This is a genomic window from Pseudomonas sp. RGM 3321, from assembly GCF_022836805.1.
Classification (GTDB): Bacteria; Pseudomonadota; Gammaproteobacteria; order Pseudomonadales; family Pseudomonadaceae; genus Aquipseudomonas.
Window position 1 is genome coordinate 44864 of sequence record NZ_JALHBH010000100.1, and the last position, 18073, is coordinate 62936.

General features: G+C 58.7%; 16 protein-coding genes. 8 read left to right on the top strand and 8 right to left on the bottom strand.

Annotation, left to right across the window (positions count from 1 at the left end):
- Nucleotides 1-138: 138 nt before the first annotated feature.
- The 7 genes from RGM3321_RS08180 to RGM3321_RS08210 all read left to right on the top strand — a co-directional run bounded on the left by RGM3321_RS08180 (nucleotide 139) and on the right by RGM3321_RS08210 (nucleotide 9528).
- Nucleotides 139-1161: an outer membrane protein assembly factor BamD gene (locus tag RGM3321_RS08180; protein ID WP_244392500.1), complete on the top strand. Its 1023-nt coding sequence runs from the start codon at nucleotides 139-141 to the stop codon at nucleotides 1159-1161.
- A gap of 129 nt (nucleotides 1162-1290) precedes the next feature.
- Nucleotides 1291-1530: a PP0621 family protein gene (locus tag RGM3321_RS08185; protein WP_002551997.1), complete on the top strand. Its 240-nt coding sequence runs from the start codon at nucleotides 1291-1293 to the stop codon at nucleotides 1528-1530.
- Nucleotides 1520-3112 carry an ATP-binding protein gene (locus RGM3321_RS08190; protein WP_244392501.1) on the top strand — a complete coding sequence of 531 codons (1593 nt, stop codon included), beginning with the start codon at nucleotides 1520-1522 and terminating at the stop codon, nucleotides 3110-3112. Before RGM3321_RS08185 ends, RGM3321_RS08190 begins: the two co-directional genes overlap by 11 nt.
- A gap of 2 nt (nucleotides 3113-3114) precedes the next feature.
- Complete coding sequence (locus tag RGM3321_RS08195; protein ID WP_244392502.1) at nucleotides 3115-4452, top strand: sigma-54 dependent transcriptional regulator; 1338 nt, start codon at nucleotides 3115-3117, stop codon at nucleotides 4450-4452.
- Between the two features lie 181 nt (nucleotides 4453-4633).
- The gene (locus RGM3321_RS08200) at nucleotides 4634-5251 is read left to right on the top strand and encodes a TetR/AcrR family transcriptional regulator (RefSeq protein WP_244392503.1); all 618 of its coding nucleotides are present in this window, start codon (nucleotides 4634-4636) and stop codon (nucleotides 5249-5251) included.
- An 81-nt stretch (nucleotides 5252-5332) separates the two neighbouring features.
- Nucleotides 5333-6442, top strand: coding sequence for an efflux RND transporter periplasmic adaptor subunit (locus RGM3321_RS08205; RefSeq protein WP_244392504.1), 1110 nt, complete (start codon nucleotides 5333-5335; stop codon nucleotides 6440-6442).
- Entirely contained in the window at nucleotides 6439-9528 is a 3090-nt protein-coding gene (locus tag RGM3321_RS08210; protein ID WP_244392505.1) for an efflux RND transporter permease subunit, read from the top strand. The genes RGM3321_RS08205 and RGM3321_RS08210 overlap by 4 nt, the downstream gene beginning before the upstream one ends.
- 2 nt (nucleotides 9529-9530) lie before the next feature.
- Here RGM3321_RS08210 and thiO read toward each other — a convergent pair whose 3' ends face one another.
- From thiO to RGM3321_RS08245, 7 genes are read right to left on the bottom strand one after another with little or no spacing between them, the layout of a single operon-like run.
- Nucleotides 9531-10643 carry a glycine oxidase ThiO gene (gene thiO, locus RGM3321_RS08215; RefSeq protein ID WP_244392506.1) on the bottom strand — a complete coding sequence of 371 codons (1113 nt, stop codon included), beginning with the start codon at nucleotides 10641-10643 and terminating at the stop codon, nucleotides 9531-9533.
- Between the two features lie 27 nt (nucleotides 10644-10670).
- Nucleotides 10671-11072, bottom strand: coding sequence for a type IV pilin protein (locus tag RGM3321_RS08220; RefSeq protein WP_244392507.1), 402 nt, complete (start codon nucleotides 11070-11072; stop codon nucleotides 10671-10673).
- Between the two features lie 11 nt (nucleotides 11073-11083).
- The gene (locus tag RGM3321_RS08225; RefSeq protein WP_244392508.1) at nucleotides 11084-14281 is read right to left on the bottom strand and encodes a PilC/PilY family type IV pilus protein; all 3198 of its coding nucleotides are present in this window, start codon (nucleotides 14279-14281) and stop codon (nucleotides 11084-11086) included.
- Complete coding sequence (locus RGM3321_RS08230) at nucleotides 14268-14762, bottom strand: PilX N-terminal domain-containing pilus assembly protein (protein WP_244392509.1); 495 nt, start codon at nucleotides 14760-14762, stop codon at nucleotides 14268-14270. The genes RGM3321_RS08225 and RGM3321_RS08230 overlap by 14 nt, the downstream gene beginning before the upstream one ends.
- An 11-nt stretch (nucleotides 14763-14773) precedes the next feature.
- On the bottom strand, nucleotides 14774-15481 hold the full coding sequence (locus RGM3321_RS08235; protein WP_244392510.1) for a prepilin-type N-terminal cleavage/methylation domain-containing protein: 708 nt from the start codon (nucleotides 15479-15481) through the stop codon (nucleotides 14774-14776).
- Nucleotides 15478-15993, bottom strand: a complete 516-nt coding sequence (gene pilV / locus RGM3321_RS08240; protein WP_244392511.1) for a type IV pilus modification protein PilV — start codon at nucleotides 15991-15993, stop codon at nucleotides 15478-15480. Before pilV ends, RGM3321_RS08235 begins: the two co-directional genes overlap by 4 nt.
- Nucleotides 15993-16466 (bottom strand): GspH/FimT family pseudopilin, encoded by a 474-nt coding sequence (locus RGM3321_RS08245; RefSeq protein WP_244392512.1) that lies wholly within the window; start codon nucleotides 16464-16466, stop codon nucleotides 15993-15995. Before RGM3321_RS08245 ends, pilV begins: the two co-directional genes overlap by 1 nt.
- Nucleotides 16467-16597: 131 nt before the next feature.
- Here RGM3321_RS08245 and RGM3321_RS08250 point away from each other — a divergent pair, with 131 nt between their 5' ends.
- The gene (locus tag RGM3321_RS08250) at nucleotides 16598-17098 is read left to right on the top strand and encodes a GspH/FimT family pseudopilin (protein WP_244392514.1); all 501 of its coding nucleotides are present in this window, start codon (nucleotides 16598-16600) and stop codon (nucleotides 17096-17098) included.
- A 6-nt stretch (nucleotides 17099-17104) separates the two neighbouring features.
- On the opposite strand, the gene ispH is transcribed toward RGM3321_RS08250, so the two are convergent.
- The gene (ispH, locus tag RGM3321_RS08255; protein WP_244392516.1) at nucleotides 17105-18052 is read right to left on the bottom strand and encodes a 4-hydroxy-3-methylbut-2-enyl diphosphate reductase; all 948 of its coding nucleotides are present in this window, start codon (nucleotides 18050-18052) and stop codon (nucleotides 17105-17107) included.
- Between the last annotated feature and the right edge of the window lie 21 nt (nucleotides 18053-18073).

Here is an 18073-nt window from a genome sequence, read left to right on the forward strand (position 1 = left end):
GTGGCGGCTAGCCTTTGGTTTCGGCAGCGCGCTTGTGGTTAAATACGGCGTCTTTTGTCCCGCCGGTATCGCGGGGCGCTCATCATAACAGGACGGCCCCGCCCAAGACAGCAGGCCGTTATAGGGACGCAAGCCGCCATGCAAGTGAAACACCTGCTGCTGATCGCCATCCTCGCATTGACTGCGGCCTGTTCGTCGAAGGAAGTCATCGACGAAAACCTCAGCGAAGTCGAGCTGTACCAGCAGGCGCAGGCCGACCTGGGAAATAACAGCTATAACAGTGCCACGGAGAAACTCAAGGCGCTGGAATCACGCTATCCGTTCGGTCGCTACGCTGATCAGGCCCAGCTCGAGTTGATCTACTCGAACTACAAGAACGGTGAACCCGAAGCAGCCAAATCCGCTGCCGAGCGTTTCATCCGCCTGCATCCGCAGCACCCGAACGTCGATTACGCGTATTACATGAAGGGCCTGACCTCCTTCGATCAGGATGTCGGCCTGCTGGCGCGCTTCCTGCCGCTGGACCAGACCAAACGTGACCCGGGTGCTGCCCGCGACTCGTTCAACGAGTTCGCTCAGTTGACCAGCCGCTTCCCGAACAGCCGTTATTCGCCGGATGCCAAGCAGCGCATGATCTACCTGCGCAACCTGCTGGCCTCCTACGAAATTCACGTAGCCGACTACTACCTGACCCGTCAGGCCTATGTCGCCGCCGCCAACCGTGGCCGCTATGTCGTGGAAAACTTCCAGGAGACGCCATCGGTAGGTGACGGTCTGGCCGTGATGGTCGAGTCCTATCAGCGTCTGCACCTCGACGACCTGGCAGCCACCAGCCTTGAAGTGCTCAAGACCAACTACCCGAACCACCCGCAGTTGGCTGACGGCAAGTTCACCCCGCGTCAGGCCGAAGCTGACAACCGCTCGTGGCTGTCGAAAGCGACCCTTGGCCTGATCAACGGTAGCGCACCGCTGCCACCGGGCCAGACCCGTGCCGATCAGGACATCAAGAAGCAGTATCAGGACGCCAAGGACGCCATTCCGAAAGAGCTGTTGCCGGAAAATCAGGCAGAGCTGGACGAGCAGGCGGAAAAAGACGCCGAAGCGAAAGGCACCAAGAGCCGTTCGTGGTTCAGCTACATGACCCTGGGTCTGTTCGACTGATCTTCACGGCATTAAGAAAGGGGCCTTCGGGCCTCTTTTTTTATGCAGCACATTTATGCGCCGCAGCCACTGTGCGCCTGACTGTACCTTGGCTACACTGCGCCATCGTCAATCACTAAGCTGGTAGTCATGGTTCGCTTACTTATGTGGGCCGCGTTGATCGCGGCGGTGATCTGGTTCGTCAAGCGCCTGATCAATCCCCCCAAGCCGAAATCCCGTGCCGAGCCGCCTGAGATAGCGGCCACCCCGATGGTGCGCTGCGCACACTGCGGCGTTCATCTGCCTCAGGATCGCGCGCTGAGCCAGGCACAGCAATGGTATTGCAGCGAGGCACACCGCCTGGAAGGCCCCGCGGCACGTGACCGCTGACACACCCTCGCTTGCCAGCCCACAGGCGCAACGGATCCTGCGGCTTTACCACCTTTATCGACTGACCATCGGCGTCGTACTGGTCCTGCTGATTTCCAGCAGCCTGGAAACCGAACTGTTGCAACTGGCCAATCCGAACCTGTTCCGTTCGGGTTGCTGGCTGTATCTGGTGTTCAACATTCTGGTCGTCGTGCTGTTGGAGCGCCCCAGCCGTCAGGCGCAGCTGTTCAGTCTGGCGATGACTGACGCAATCATGCTCTCGGCGCTGTTTTACGCGGCGGGTGGCCCTTCCAGCGGCATCGGCAATCTGTTGATTGCTTCCGTGGCAATCAGCAATGTGTTGCTGCGGGGCCGTATCGGTCTGCTGATCGCTGCCGTTTCGGCCATCGGCATCATCTACCTGACGTTCTATATCAGCTTCGGTACACCGTCGGTTTCCAACGACTACGTGCAAGCCGGCTCTCTGGGTGCCCTGTGCTTCGCCGCCGCACTGCTGGTGCAGGCGCTGACAGCGCGTATGCAGGTCAGCGAAGTGCTGGCCGAACAGCGTGCAGCGGATGTCGACAGCCTTGAAGAACTCAACGCGCTGATTCTGCAACGCATGCGTACCGGCATTCTGGTACTGGATGCCAACCGTCAGGTGCTGCTGGCCAATCAAGGTGCCCTGACCCTGCTCGGCCACGAGCGACTGGTCGGGCAGGTTATCGACGCTTACTCGCCGCAGTTGGTGGAACGCCTGCGTCAGTGGCTCGTCAACCCGATCATGGCGCCGCGCAGCGTCACCAGGTCACCCATCGGGCCGGTGCTGCAACCGAGCTTTGCCGCACTCAATCGGGGCGATCAGCGCCAGACGCTGATTTTTCTTGAAGACCTGTCGCAGATTGCCCATCAGGCGCAGCAGCTCAAGCTCGCCGCGCTGGGACGCCTGACCGCCGGGATTGCCCACGAGATACGCAACCCGCTGGGCGCAGTCAGCCATGCCGCACAGTTACTCAACGAATCTGAAGAACTCAGCGCAGCAGACCGACGCCTGGGGCAGATCATTCATGACCAGTCGGGGCGTATTGATCGGGTCATCGAAAATGTTCTGCAACTGTCACGCCGGCGTGAGTCGCAACCCGAACTGCTGGACCTGAAAACCTGGCTGGAGAACTTTGTTGCCGAGTTTCGCAGCGCCGCCGCGGCCGGACAGTCGGTTCATGTCGAAATCAGCCCCGGAACGCTGACAACCCGCATGGATTCAGGGCAACTGACCCAGATCATGACCAACCTGCTACAGAACGGCCTGCGCTACAGCAGCAGAAATCATTCGTCAGCGCAGGTCTGGCTGAAGCTGCATCACGACCGACAAAGCGACTTACCGATTCTGGAAGTGCAGGACGACGGGCCGGGGGTCAGCGAGCAACATTTGGCCAAGCTGTTCGAGCCGTTTTTCACCACGGAAAGCAAAGGCACCGGTCTTGGTCTATATCTGTCACGCGAGCTGTGCGAAAGCAATCAGGCGCACCTGGAATACGTCCCGCGGCAAGGTGGCGGCAGTTGTCTGCGCATAACCTTCGCCCACCCGTTCAAAACGAGCTGAGCATGAGCCAACGGCAAAAAATCCTGATAGTCGATGACGAGCCGGATATCCGCGAACTGCTGGAGATCACTCTGGGGCGCATGAAACTCGACACCCGATGCGCCCGCAATGTTGCCGAGGCCCATGACTGGCTGGCCCGCGAGCCGTTCGATATGTGCCTGACCGACATGCGTCTGCCCGACGGCAATGGCCTTGAGCTGGTGCAGCATATCCAGCACGGCTACCCCCATGTGCCGGTGGCGATGATCACTGCCCACGGCAACCTGGACATCGCGATTAATGCGCTCAAAGCCGGGGCTTTCGATTTTGTGACCAAGCCGGTTGACCTCGGCAGGCTGCGCGAACTGGTCAATAGTGCGCTGAGCCTGCCTTGCGCCCAGCCAGCACGCAGCATCGACAGCCGCCTGCTGGGCGACTCGCTGGCGATGCGTACCTTGCGCAACCAGATCGGCAAGCTGGCCCGCAGCCAGGCGCCGATCTACATCAGCGGCGAATCGGGCAGTGGCAAAGAGCTTGTAGCGCGGCTGATCCACGAGCAGGGTCCGCGCATCGACAAACCGTTCATACCGGTGAATTGCGGGGCCATTCCTTCCGAGCTGATGGAGAGCGAATTCTTTGGCCATCGCAAAGGCAGTTTCAGCGGTGCCCACGAAGACAAGCCCGGTCTGTTTCAGGCGGCACATACCGGGACGCTGTTTCTCGACGAGGTGGCAGACCTGCCGCTGGCCATGCAGGTAAAGCTGTTGCGAGCTATCCAGGAAAAATCCATCCGCAGCGTAGGCAGCCAGCAAGAACAGATCGTGGACGTACGCATTCTGTGCGCCACCCACAAGAACCTGAATGCAGAGGTTGCGGCAGGCCGTTTCCGTCAGGATCTGTATTACCGGTTGAACGTGATCGAAGTGCGCGTCCCCTCATTGCGCGAGCGGCGCGAGGACATCGATCAACTGGCAGCCAGTGTTCTCCGGAGACTTGCCGGCAATGGCACGCAACCGGTGGCGCGCCTGAATGCGCAGGCGCTGGATACGCTGAAGAGCTACCGATTCCCCGGTAACGTGCGCGAACTGGAAAACATGCTGGAGCGCGCCTACACGCTCTGTGAAAACGATGAAATCCATGCCAGCGATCTGCGCCTGGCAGAGTCTGCCAGCCCCCAGGAGCACAACAGCCCTAGCCTGGCCGACATCGACAACCTTGAAGACTACCTCGAAAGCATCGAGCGCAAGCTGATTCTGCAGGCTCTGGAAGAAACCCGCTGGAATCGTACCGCGGCGGCAGAAAGGCTCAGCTTGTCCTTCAGATCGCTGCGTTACCGGCTGAAGAAACTGGGGCTGGATTGAGCGCTCCGTACGGCACAGCCTGACCGACTATCGTGCGACGCGCCGCGTCGGCATGCCTTTCTGGACGCTCTGCGTCCGGTCCCGGTTGGATGTCGCGTGCGTTGAGACCGTAATGGTCGTGACCAATCCCCGACAATGTCACTTATTGTCCACTTACTCCAATGTCAGTAAGCTCCGCCTCATGAGCAAAAACATCAGCAATACCGCAGCAGGCCGTGGTCCGGTGGACCATGAGATTCGTGATCAGATCGTGATTGCGGCCACCGAACATTTCAGCCAGTACGGTTACGGCAAGACCACCGTGTCCGATCTCGCCAGGGCTATCGGTTTTTCCAAGGCGTACATCTACAAATTCTTCGAGTCCAAACAGGCCATCGGCGAGATGATCTGCGCCCACTGCCTGAGTGAAATCGAGGCCGAAGTCAGCGCTGCAATCAGCCAAACGGACAAGCCACCGGAAAAGCTGCGACGCATGTTCAAATCAGTCGTTGAGGCCAGCATTCGCCTGTTTTCGCAGGACCGCAAGCTGTACGAAATCGCCACATCGGCAGCTACCGAACGCTGGCAGGCTACACTGGTTTACGAGGAACACCTCAAGGCCACTCTCCGGGACATTCTGCAGGAAGGCCGACAGACCGGCGACTTCGAGCGCAAGACGCCTCTTGATGAAACGGTCATGGCGATCTATCTGGTCATGCGCCCCTACATCAACCCGCTGCTGCTGCAATACAGCTTCGAGCACACCGACGAAGGGCCGAGTCAGTTATCCAGCCTGGTGCTGCGCAGCCTGTCGCCTTAACAAAACAACAGTTGTGACTATTGACTAAATTGGTCACTGGAATCAAAGTGCAGACACTGATCACTGCACATTGAGATTCCCATGCTCCGGCACCGATTCGTTTTGCTTGCTCTCGCCAGTGTTTTGCCGGCTGTCCTGACCGCCTGCAACGAAAAAACGCCAGCGGACCCGCGCACAGAAGCGCCACTGGTGCGCGTTGCGAGCCTCCAGGAGGCCGGCCTGGAGCCCCGTTCCTTCACCGGAACCGTAGCGGCGCGGGTGCAAAGCGACCTTGGTTTTCGGGTGTCCGGCAAGGTGCTGGAGCGGTTTGTCGATACCGGGCAGGCCGTCAAGCGCGGTCAACCGTTGATGCGTATCGACCCAGCCGACTTGAAGCTCGCTGCCAACGCCCAACGCGAAGCAGTGAATGCGGCCAGAGCCCAGGCAAAGCAGGCCGCAGACGAAGAGATACGTTACCGAAGCCTTCGCAGCAGTGGTGCCATTTCAGCGTCAAGCTACGACCAGATCAAGTCGACGGCTGATTCGGCCAAGGCTCGACTCAGTGCAGCCGAAGCGCAGGCAGAAGTTGCTCTTAATGCAACTCGCTACGCAGACCTTGTGGCGGATGCCGACGGCATTGTCATGGAAACCCTCGTTGAGCCCGGTCAGGTCGTCAGTGCAGGGCAAGCCGTGGTACGCGTGGCCCACGCCGGACCGCGTGAAGCGGTTATTCAACTTCCGGAAAACCTGCGCCCCCGTATCGGCTCTATCGCCCAAGCCACGCTGTTCGGCAATCAGGACATCAGCGCCACGACACGCTTGCGACAGCTGTCGGACGTTGCGGACCGTCAGACCCGCACCTTTGAAGCTCGCTGGATACTGGAAGGCGAGATGGCAAATGCCCCACTGGGCACCACCATCACCGTGAAAATCCCCAGCGCAGATAGCTCCAGTCAAAGCACATTGCGGGTGCCAATCGGCGCGCTGTATGACGCTGGCAAGGGACCGGGCATCTGGGTCATTCAAGGGGAGCCAACACAGGTTTACTGGACGCCAGTAGTGGTTCAGCAGCTTGATGACGAGCAAGCCAGCATCAGTACGCAGCTCAAGCCAGGCACACGAATAGTCGCACTTGGCGCGCACCTTCTGCACGAAGGCCAGCAAGTAAGAGTGACCGCTCAAGCGGCCTTGGCACAGAGCGCGCGCCCATGAGTAATGACCGTTTCAATCTGTCAGCGCTGGCCGTCCGCGAGCGCTCGATTACCCTGTTCCTTGTTTGCCTGATTTCGCTGGCCGGGATCATTGCCTTTTTCAAACTGGGCCGGGCCGAAGACCCGGCATTTACCGTCAAGGTAATGACCGTGGTGTCCGTCTGGCCGGGAGCAACCGCCCAGGAGATGCAGGATCAGGTGGCGGAGAAGATCGAAAAACGCCTTCAGGAGCTGCGCTGGTACGACCGCGCTGAAACCTACACCAGGCCAGGCATGGCATTCACAACCCTGACTCTGCTCGACAGCACGCCACCGTCGCAAGTGCCGGATGAGTTTTACCAGGCGCGCAAGAAAATTGGTGACGAGGCCATGACGCTTCCGTCCGGGGTTATCGGGCCGATGGTCAACGACGAGTATTCGGACGTCACTTTCGCGCTGTTCGCGCTGAAGGCCAAAGGCGAGCCGCAGCGCGTACTGGCGCGTGACGCCGAATCACTGCGCCAGCGCTTGCTGCATGTGCCGGGAGTGAAGAAGGTCAACATCGTGGGCGAGCAGCCCGAGCGAGTCTACGTCGAGCTCTCTCACGAGCGACTGGCAACACTGGGGATAAGCCCTCAGACGGTGTTTGCCGCGCTGAACGATCAGAACGCGCTGACTGCCGCAGGCTCGGTCGAAACCCGAGGACCGCAGGTATTTATCAGGCTCGACGGCGCTTTCGATGAGCTGCAGAAAATCCGCGACACACCTGTTGTGGCACAGGGCCGGACATTGAAGCTGGCGGACATTGCCACAGTAAAGCGTGGTTACGAAGATCCGGCGACGTTCATGATTCGCAACGGCGGCGAGCCTGCGCTGCTGCTGGGGATTGTCATGCGCGATGGCTGGAACGGGCTGGACCTGGGAAAGGCGCTGGACCAGGAAGTGGGCGCGATCAACGCCGAACTGCCACTGGGCATGAGCCTGAGCAAGGTCACGGATCAGGCCGTCAATATCAGTTCGGCGGTCGATGAGTTCATGATCAAGTTCTTCGTCGCACTGCTGGTGGTCATGCTGGTCTGTTTTATCAGCATGGGCTGGCGTGTCGGTGTGGTGGTTGCTGCCGCCGTCCCGCTGACCCTGGCGGTGGTATTCGTAATCATGGCCATGAGCGGCAAGAATTTCGACCGGATCACACTGGGCTCGCTGATCCTGGCACTCGGGCTGCTGGTAGATGATGCGATCATCGCCATCGAAATGATGGTGGTGAAGATGGAAGAAGGATACGACCGCGTCGCTGCCTCTGCGTATGCCTGGAGCCACACCGCCGCGCCGATGTTATCCGGCACGTTGGTCACCGCTGTCGGCTTCATGCCCAACGGCTTCGCGCGCTCCACGGCAGGCGAATACACCAGCAATATGTTCTGGATCGTCGGTATCGCGCTGATTGCCTCGTGGGTGGTCGCCGTGTTTTTCACCCCATATCTGGGCGTGAAACTGTTGCCTGAGGTGAAGCAGGTCGAAGGCGGACACGCAACGCTTTACGACACGCCGCGCTACAACAGCTTCCGTCGGATTCTGGCGCGCGTCATTACAGGTAAATGGCTGGTAGCAGGCTCGGTCATCGGGCTCTTTGTGCTGGCCGTGCTTGGCATGGGACTGGTCAAGAAACAGTTCTTTCCGGTATCCGATCGTCCTGAAGTATTGATCGAACTGCAGATGCCTTATGGCACCTCGATCTCTCAAACCAGTGCGGCCGCTGCAAAAGTGGAAAGCTGGCTGGCCGAGCAGGCGGAAGCCGGGATCGTCACTGCCTACATTGGTCAGGGTGCACCACGCTTCTACATGGCGATGGGGCCGGAATTGCCTGACCCGTCATTCGCCAAGATCGTGGTGCGCACCGACAGCCAGGAACAGCGTGAAACGCTGAAACACCGATTGCTCCAGGCTATTTCCGAGGGACTGGCTGCAGAGGCACGGGTAAGGGTCACGCAACTGGTATTCGGCCCCTATTCGCCCTACCCCGTCGCTTACCGTATTGCCGGACGCGACCCGGAAACACTGCGCAGCATTGCGGCGCAGGTGCAACAGGTTCTGAACGCCAGCCCGATGATGCGCACCGTCAATACCGACTGGGGCACACGTACTCCGGCGCTGCATTTCACTTTACAACAGGACCGTATGCAGGCCATGGGGCTGAGTTCCAGCCAGGTCGCTCAGCAACTGCAGTTTCTCCTGACAGGTCTGCCCGTCACGGCAGTGCGCGAGGATATTCGCACCGTGCAGGTGGTTGCACGCTCGGCTGGCGACACCCGACTTGATCCGGCGAAGATAATGGACTTCACCCTCACCGGCGTCGACGGGCAACGTGTTCCGCTGTCGCAGATTGGTACCGTTGATGTGCGTATGGAGGAACCGGTGATGCGACGGCGGGACCGCACGCCGACCATCACTGTTCGGGGCGACATAGCCGACGGCCTGCAACCACCGGATGTGTCGACAGCCATAACCCGGCAGTTACAGCCGATCATCGACAAGCTGCCCAGCGGCTACCGGATCGAGCAGGCAGGTTCAATCGAGGAGTCCGGCAAGGCCATGACTGCAATGTTGCCATTGTTTCCGATCATGCTGGCGGTCACGCTGATCATCCTGATTCTTCAGGTGCGTTCGATATCCGCCATGGTCATGGTCTTCCTGACCAGTCCGCTGGGGCTGATTGGTGTGGTGCCTACGCTGATCCTCTTTCAGCAGCCATTCGGCATCAATGCGCTGGTCGGGCTGATCGCACTGTCCGGCATTCTGATGCGCAATACGCTGATTCTGATCGGCCAGATACACCACAACGAACAGGCGGGGCTCGATCCGTTTCAAGCGGTGGTCGAGGCCACCGTACAACGTGCGCGCCCCGTGATACTGACAGCGCTGGCCGCTATTCTGGCGTTTATCCCGCTCACCCACTCGGTGTTCTGGGGCACGCTCGCCTACACGCTGATCGGCGGCACCTTTGCGGGTACGGTGCTGACCCTGGTGTTTCTGCCGGCCATGTACTCGATCTGGTTCAGGATCAGGCCGGATGGCGGCGGGCGAGGCCTGGAGACACAGCCCGCCTGAATTCAGGCAGTCGGAAAATGCAAACGCCCTGAAGGTGTATAAGGCGAAGGATCAATAATGGGCTCGCGGTTCAGCAGCAGGTCAGTGATCAACTGGCAGGAAGCCGGGGCCAGCACCAGGCCGTTGCGGTAATGACCGCAGTTGAGCCACAGGCCATCAAACCCGGCCAGCGGCCCGATGAACGGAATGCCCTCGGGCGAGCCGGGACGCAGGCCTGCCCATTGGGCGACAGGCTCAGCGTTGGCCAGCTCCGGAAGCAATTCGATGGCCGACGCCTTGAGGCTTTCCAGCGCGGCATGCGTGGTGGTCTTGTCGAACCCTTCATGCTCCAGGGTGCTGCCGATCAGGATATGCCCGTCACGACGCGGGATCGCGTAGCGCCCTTTCGCCAGCACCATGCTCGACAGAAAGTCCGATGCGCACTTGTAGAGAATCATCTGGCCCTTTACCGGCTCGACCGGCAGGTCCAGACCAAGGGTCTTGAGCAGTTCACCGCTCCACGCGCCTGCTGCCAGGATCACCCTATCCCCGGTTACATCGCCTGAAGGTGTGCTCACGCCTGAAACCCTGCTGCCCTCGCGCACAAAACCGCTGACTTCACACTGCTCGCGAATCTCGACATTGGGCATCGCCAGCAAGGCAGCCTTGAGCGACTTGACCAACCGGGGGTTGCGCACGTTGGCCACATCGGCCATGTAGATGGCCCGCGAATAGCCCTCCCCCAGAACCGGTACGGCATCATGCACCGCCGAAATATCGACACTGGTCAACGAGCGTTTCTCGCGCACGGCCCATTCAAGCGCGGCCTGTTCGTCGTCAAGATCGAGCCAGTAAAGGCCTGTCTTGTGAACCTCGGGATCGATACCGGTCTGTGCGAGCAACCGCTCGGCGAGATGCGGGTAGAAGTCCTGCGACCAGTGCGCCAGCGCGGTGACTGCCGGGCTGTAGCGCCACGGATAAAGCGGCGAGACAATTCCGCCGCCCGCCCAGGAAGACTCCTGGCCAACACCCGAACGATCCAGCAGCACGACGCTGACCTGCTCGGAGGCGAGATTGAAGGCGGTCAGCAGACCTATGACGCCACCGCCGACAATGACTGTTTTTTGCTTGGACATCTTGGTCTCGGGACAAGGAAAACGGTTTTAGCGGCCCCAGCAGTCTTTGGTGGTCACGCCCGAGGTAGCGCCAGTGTTGCTGCGCGCACCGGTGTTGGTGATCACGAAACTGCCGCATTTGTCACCGGCCATCAGCGTGCCCGGGGTTGGGGCTGCTGTCAGCGTGAAGTCGGTGGCGTTGAGGACCGAATTAATCGTGTAGTACGCATTGCTGGCAACCACACCCTTGTAATCAGCATAAGTTCCCTTTTGCGAATAGAAGCGTTCCAGCGCCTGAGTCTGCTCTGACAGCAGGCTGGCGATTGCAGACCGCTGAGTACGCTTCACGTACTCGGTGTAAGCGGGATACGCGACAGCGGCAAGAATACCGACTATCGCCACGACGATCATGAGTTCGATCAACGTAAAGCCCCTGGATGTCGCTCGCATGATTCGTTTCCCTATTGGATTTGTCGCCACATGATGCGTTGGAAGACGTTGGCGCTACCGCCTTTTTCAAGGATCTTGGTGGGCGTGCCGCCGCTGGAGTCAATCACGTATTTGTTGTCGTTGGTACCGTTTGTACCGGCAACGATAGAAGCAACTACCGGGATGCCGGTCCCGATACCGAGACCGCCAACGATCAAATCCGAAGAGTTGATATCGCCGTCATTGTTGGTGTCCAGTACTTGGTAATTAAGCATGCTGCCGGTTGCAGCGTTTAGCTCGAACAAGCGCCCGGTCCCGGTGCTTTCGCAGGGGTCGGTAGAGTTGACGGCTGCCGTGGTGAAGATGATCCGACCGCGAGAGGTTTGCGCCGGATAGATAATCCGTTCGCCGACGTAAGGAGCCGTGGTTGCCAAAGGCAGGTACCAGCCTTTCTTGGTGCCCCAATCCACATCATTGGAAGTCGTGGTGTAATACGTATTGCCACTCCCGACTACCGTCCCGTTAATGGCCTGGGGCTGCAGATTGGCCTCAACGATGCTGCCTGAACCGTTGTCGCCATCCCAGATGGCATAGAAATCCTGCAACGAGCTGGTCTGCTTGTCCGCAGTTTCGCTGAATTTCCCGGTGCCGAAATACACGATTTTGCCGTTGAGTGGATGGTCCAGCAACAACGGCTGAACGGTAATCGACTGACTGGCCCCTTGAGGTGCAGTGAACAGTGGTGAGCCATTGAAGGCGACTTTCCAGCTGGACGCTGCGGCCCCGCTCATGTCGAACTTCCATAGGCGGCCCTTGAGATCACCCGCATAGGCTGCTTGAACGACATTCTGCGAATTGACCCGAAGTTTCACCGAAGACAGCCCGTTATCCGTTTCACTGCCCATGACCGGAGTAGGGATTTCGGCAATGAACTGTCCGGTGTTGGCATTGAGTACATACAGAGACGCCCTCCCGGTAAAACTGCCGTAACCATTGCCAACGACAACGATCCCTGTGCCATCAGCCATACGCGCTACATCCGGCTTGGAGTAGGTGTATCCAAGGTTGTTGAACTTGTTGTTGGTGTCTGAAGTGTCGGGAGCCTTGACCTCCCACAATGCCCCGATGCTGTCTGCCGAACCTTCGAAAAGCTTGATCGCAAAAAAAGCCTTGCCGCCAGCGCCCAGCCCGGAATACGCCACCGTGCGCCATACACTCCCTGCGGATGCCTGCGTATCGAAGACTGCAATCTGACCATCCACCGTAAAACGGTGAACGCCGGAACCGTAGGAAGAGGATGAAATGGTCGCCAATGAACTCAGAGACGTAGACGGCATATACGCGTATTTACGCGCACCGGAGCTGGCATCGATCACATTGAAGAAGCCATCGTTGGCGTTGGCAAGCAGGCTGGAACTCATGTTGCTGGACTTGCCAGACAGGTAAGTGGTGTACGTGGTGTCTCCGAGCAGGTCAGAAGCCGTTTTCTCTGTCGGCAGCCCGGCGCCCAGTGATGAATTGACGATATCGCCCAAAAGCATGGTACGGGTACGAAGCTTGGCATTGGCCGTGCCCTTGGCCCATGCAATAACTTCCGCGCCGGTCACTCCGGTCGGCAATGTTGCTGTGAAAGCATCACGCTGAGCCTGCGTGAAATTCAGAAAATCCAGAGTGATTTTCGTCGGCGTCGCAGCTGTGCTCCATGACTCGAAAACAGGCGCCTGGGTGCTGCTGGTGATCGTGGTGTCGGTGGTCCAGATGGGGGCGCTCAGCGCTCCTGTCGTAGCGTCCAGATTGTACGCCTTGATCGTGCCATGCCAGTCCGTTGGATCATAAAGCGTCTGATAGAAGCGGCTGCCCGCCTGAAGAGTGGACGAGTTTGCCACGCCACCACCGCCCGAACCGGCCTTGGCATAGATATCGCTCAATGTGAGGTTCAAGGCGTTGTTCAAGCCGGCACTGTCATTGGTCTGGAAATACTTGCCGTGCCCATGATTATTGTCGGCAGCATCTATCAGCATCTGGTTGGCGGCGGTGAAACCAATGGTGTAGGTGGTCATGTTCTGTTGAGCGAAGCCATCGTTATCCCAACTTCTCTTGGTCAGATCGGTGGCAGGCGTACTGGTGCCCCTTCGCATGTCGATGTCATAGGCAAACTTGGCGATGTCGTCCAGATACAGCGTATCCCCTTCGCCGTCGCCATTGAGGTTGGCCCCATCGTTCGCTGCGTTCAAATCCCAATTGGGCAATGAACGGGAAGTATTGAGGACATCCTCAGGGTCGTCGGTTGGAAATGTACGGTCGTAGGTCGGCAGACCGTCAGTTATGACGACGCCGAAGTTTTTCTGACAGCGATACTGTATCGGACTGGTGTAGGTGCTCGGCGCACCGCTGTAGCCGTAATAAGGCTTCATGCCTCGAAAATAGCGGGTTATTTCATAATAGGTTTCAGCCAGCGGCGTATTGGAATCACCCCTGAGAGCCTTGATCGCTGTGTTGAGGGCATCGAGGTTCTTGGTTGCCTGGTCCTGGCTGACACCTCCATTGTTGTAAGTCGTGGCTGGAACGGGCGAAAGGTCCAGGACTTCCCTGGAAACTTTCCCGCCGGCACCTGGGTCCGAGCCCGAGGGCGGATTGAACCCGGCCAGACCGATTCTCAGGGTTTTATTGTTGGCAACAAGGTTCAATGAAACGTTACGCGCGACATTGATGCGGTAATCGTTGGGAATGATGTTGTTGACGGTGAAATCTTTGGTATTGGTGTTGGCGGCCCGCGTCAGGTCAATCAGATAAGAGAGGTAATCTGCAGTGTAGCGAGTGGTGCTCTCGTTGCCGGCCGGATCGGGCAACTTCAGGCAGTAACCCACGTTGTCACGCGCAACGTAAGTGTAAGCGTTGTTGCACGTGTAGGGCCCGGCAGAGTCCAGCGAGAGCGTGTCGTCGCCCTGAATGGAGACGCCTCGGCAGTTAAAAAAACCGCATGACCCTGGCTGCGCATAGATAATCGACGGACGATTGGTCACCGTCGGATCAAACCCCGTTGCCCAGATGATGTTGTACATACTCCCGGAGTTATCCACCAGCAGCATGAGGTTGGGCGGCACGGCCGACGCACTGAGCAACGGTACTTGGGCTGGCGTGAACGCATACACAGGCGTAAGGGCATAAAAAGCCAAAAGCGCACCGCCGAGATACTTCAGGCTGTGACGGAGTTTCTCAGCAATTGGCATAAATACTCTCCAGCACAGTGCGCGACGTGCCTTGAATAGCGACTGATGTCACACGGTACAACGTTACCGTACCGGTGCAGGTGGGAGGACGTCTGATAGGTGTCGCCGTGGTCCCCAGATTCTGTACACCGTAAAAACCACCACCTGCTGCAGCAAGCCAGCTCACTCCGGACGCCCCCACTCCCGCAGCGGTCAGGGTGGCAGACTCAGCGGGTGGGGCGCAGTTTGTACACTTGGCCAGCGTGTACCCGGCCACCTTGATCGAAGACTCACCCAGCCTTAACGCAGCTTCGGACCTTTGAAAGGTCTGATTGCGCAACGTCACGCTGCCCGACATTTTCTCCTGCAACGTTGCGTTCTGCATGGAAGAAATACCCAGCAGTGTCAGCAGCAGCAGAAACACCAGACTGACGAGCAGCACCATACCGCGCTGCTTGGCAGGGAACGTGTTTTGCAACTTGAAACGCAGGGTTCTGTTCATGCCGGGCCCGTTCAAAAGCGATTACGCAGGTAAGCAACAACGTTGTACTGCTGACTCTTGACGATGCCGTTCTGGCCGTCCTGCATTGTCAGACTGATACGCACGCTGCGTATGTCAGGGGCATTGGCGGCGGTAATAACCGAGGTGTAGGACATCGGGTTACCCGCCATGCCAAAGGAAACGGAAAAGTCAGCGACGTTTTGCAACAGCGGCTGCGGCGTAGTCGAGTTCCCGGGCCTGATCGTCAGGTCGGTGCCACTGAAGGCGTAAATCCACTGGCGAATTGGAAACGCCGTTTGCCCGGTACCAGGTGTTCTTGCGCCGGAATAAAGCTGAGTCGTTGTCTGGCAGTCGGAAACGATTGTCCAGGTCGGAGTACTGCCAGCCGTCCCCACGTCCGCAGTCACCAGCGTCAGCGTTTTGCTCGCGTTATCCCATAGAATCGGAGTGGTGAGTGCACTAGGCCACGCGATCGCCGGAGAAACAGGCGTGACGTTTTTATAATCCAGGCAGCCGTACATCCCGGACATCCTGATTTCCTGAATCAGCTTGCTCAGTATGAAGCGCGCATCTTCCTGCATGCGTGCGGCGGCGTTCTGGCTCTGATAAGTGGCTCTTGAGGCCGAGAATATCTGGATGATGCCCAGACTGACCACCAGCCCCAGCACCAGCGCTACCATGATTTCGATCAGCCCGAAGCCTTTGGAAAACCTCCTCATGGGTTGACCCCTACACGCGAGGTCAAAACAAACACTTGCCCGGCTGCCGTTGCCGCTGTGTTGCTAATGGCGTTATCGCTAGCCCCCGTGGCACGCGCGTCACTCCAGCCAATGGTGATAGTGACAGCGGGGGCATTGCTGACGTCTATGCTGCCCGTGCCGCTCGGGCCTGCGAACGTGGTTATGTTGTTACTGAAGTCATACAGATCCTGATCCCGGGCTTTGTTCAAATTGGCTACTGGCGCCGCTGCCAGATTCGCCAAGGCATAGGTCGCCAGTACGTTGGTCGAGCCGTTGGCACTGGCATTGCCATCAACATTAGCGCGAATACGATCCATCATGTCGTAGGCAATGAAGCTGGCCTGGCTTCTGAGGGTCGAACTGTCGGTGTACTTGAGGGCGTTCAGCTGGATGGCGGCGGCCCCCAGCAGGCCAATCGCCAGGATCAGTACCGAAACCAGCACTTCGATGAGGGTCATGCCAGTCTGGCGATGTCGGGCTTCACAGGCCATCAGCAGCCTCCGCCCAAGGTGATCCGACCGGTCAGACAGACCTTTATGGTCTTGCTAATAGTGCCTCGGGTGTAGGTCATGGTCACCGCCGCAGCCGGGGCAATGAGCGCTCCCAGGTTGTTGAAATCAATTGCCGTGGCATTGTTATCGGCCACAAGTGTGGCGCCGCTGCTCATGGCCGCCACTTTTCGCAGCGCCGTAGGCGTCGTCTGAGTATCGGAAACCAGATAAACCTGCAATTCGCCAGTCCACGCCGTCCCGCTGGTCGGCGCAATACGCACTGCCACTCCCCGGTTTATCGCCTCGAGTCGCGCATAGTTGAGCGCCCGCTGCAAATCGCTGAGCTCGGTATCGGCCTTGTTGCTCTGGATAGCGCTGGTGAAATTCGGGATAGCGATAGCCGCCAGGATGCCCACCAGGGACACAGTGACTAACAATTCGATGAGGCTGAATCCCTTGGCTATATGACGCATTGAGTGTCTCCTAGACGTTACGACTATAAGGCAGCAATGCCGCAGGAAAATCCATAGCGGGACGTACGGTTGTTTTGTGACGACGAACGCCCGCAAGGTTCTGAGAACGCGGTTTCCAGGGAGGAAAGCATATGAGGCATGCAGGGTTCACACTGATCGAATTATTGATCGTCGTTGCACTGATCGGCATTCTGGCCAACGTCGCAACACCTTCTTTCAAGCAACTGATCGAATCCAGTCGCGGGCTCGCCACCGCTCAGGAACTGGCCAGCGGTATCCGTTCGGCAAGAGTCGCCGCTATAACGCGCAATCAAATTGTGACGATTCATGCCATTGAAGATGACTGGAGCAACGGCTGGCGGATCATACTCGACCTGGACGGCAAAGGCCCCGACGAAAACGATACGCTGCTTGTAGAGCGCGCCAATGGCGGAATGACCCGCGTGGTCGGCAACCAGAAAGTGACGGAACGACTGAGTTTCAACGGCCTGGGCAACTTGCGCAACAGAACCAACGGCACGTTGCATGTGTGCCTCAACGACCAGCCGGTCAGCAACTATCGCGTGATAGTTGCGCCAACTGGACGGGTCAGGATAGAGGACACGAAGCGTGATGTTGCGTTGTGCGGGTAGGCAGCCTCAGAGCAGCGACTTGACGCGCAATTCCTTGGGCATGGAGAACGTGATGTTCTCCTCGCGACCGGCGAGTTCATCCGCACCGGTGGCGCCCCAGGCATGCAATTGCTGGATCACACCGCGCACCAGAACTTCCGGAGCGGACGCGCCAGCGGTGATGCCGATACGCTCGACGCCTTCGAACCAGCCTTGTTGCATGTCCTCGGCACCGTCGATGAGGTAAGCCGGAGTCGCCATGCGCTCGGCCAGCTCGCGCAGGCGGTTGGAGTTGGAGCTGTTCGGGCTGCCCACCACCAACACCACGTCACACTCGTCGGCCAGTTGCTTGACCGCATCCTGACGGTTTTGCGTGGCGTAGCAGATGTCGTCCTTGCGCGGCCCGCCAATGGCCGGGAAGCGCTTGCGCAACGCGTCGATCACCCGGCTGGTGTCATCCATCGACAAGGTGGTCTGGGTCACGAACGCCAGGGAATCAGGGTTGCGCACCTGCAGGCTGGCAACGTCCTCTTCGTCTTCGACCAGATAGATCGCGCCGCCATTGCTGGCGTCGTATTGGCCCATGGTGCCTTCGACTTCCGGGTGACCGGCGTGGCCGATCAGTATGCACTCGCGGCCATCACGACTGTAACGGGCGACCTCGATATGCACCTTGGTCACCAGCGGACAGGTGGCATCGAACACTTTCAGGCCACGACCAGTTGCCTCGGTACGCACAGCCTGGGAAACACCGTGGGCGCTGAAGATGACAATGACATCATCCGGCACCTGGTCCAGCTCTTCGACGAAGATCGCACCGCGAGAGCGCAGGTCTTCGACGACAAATTTGTTGTGAACGACTTCATGGCGCACATAAATTGGCGGACCAAACACTTCCAGAGCGCGATTGACGATTTCGATCGCGCGGTCCACTCCGGCACAAAAGCCGCGGGGGTTGGCGAGTTTGATTTGCATGCTGTGCCTCATGGTTGGTAC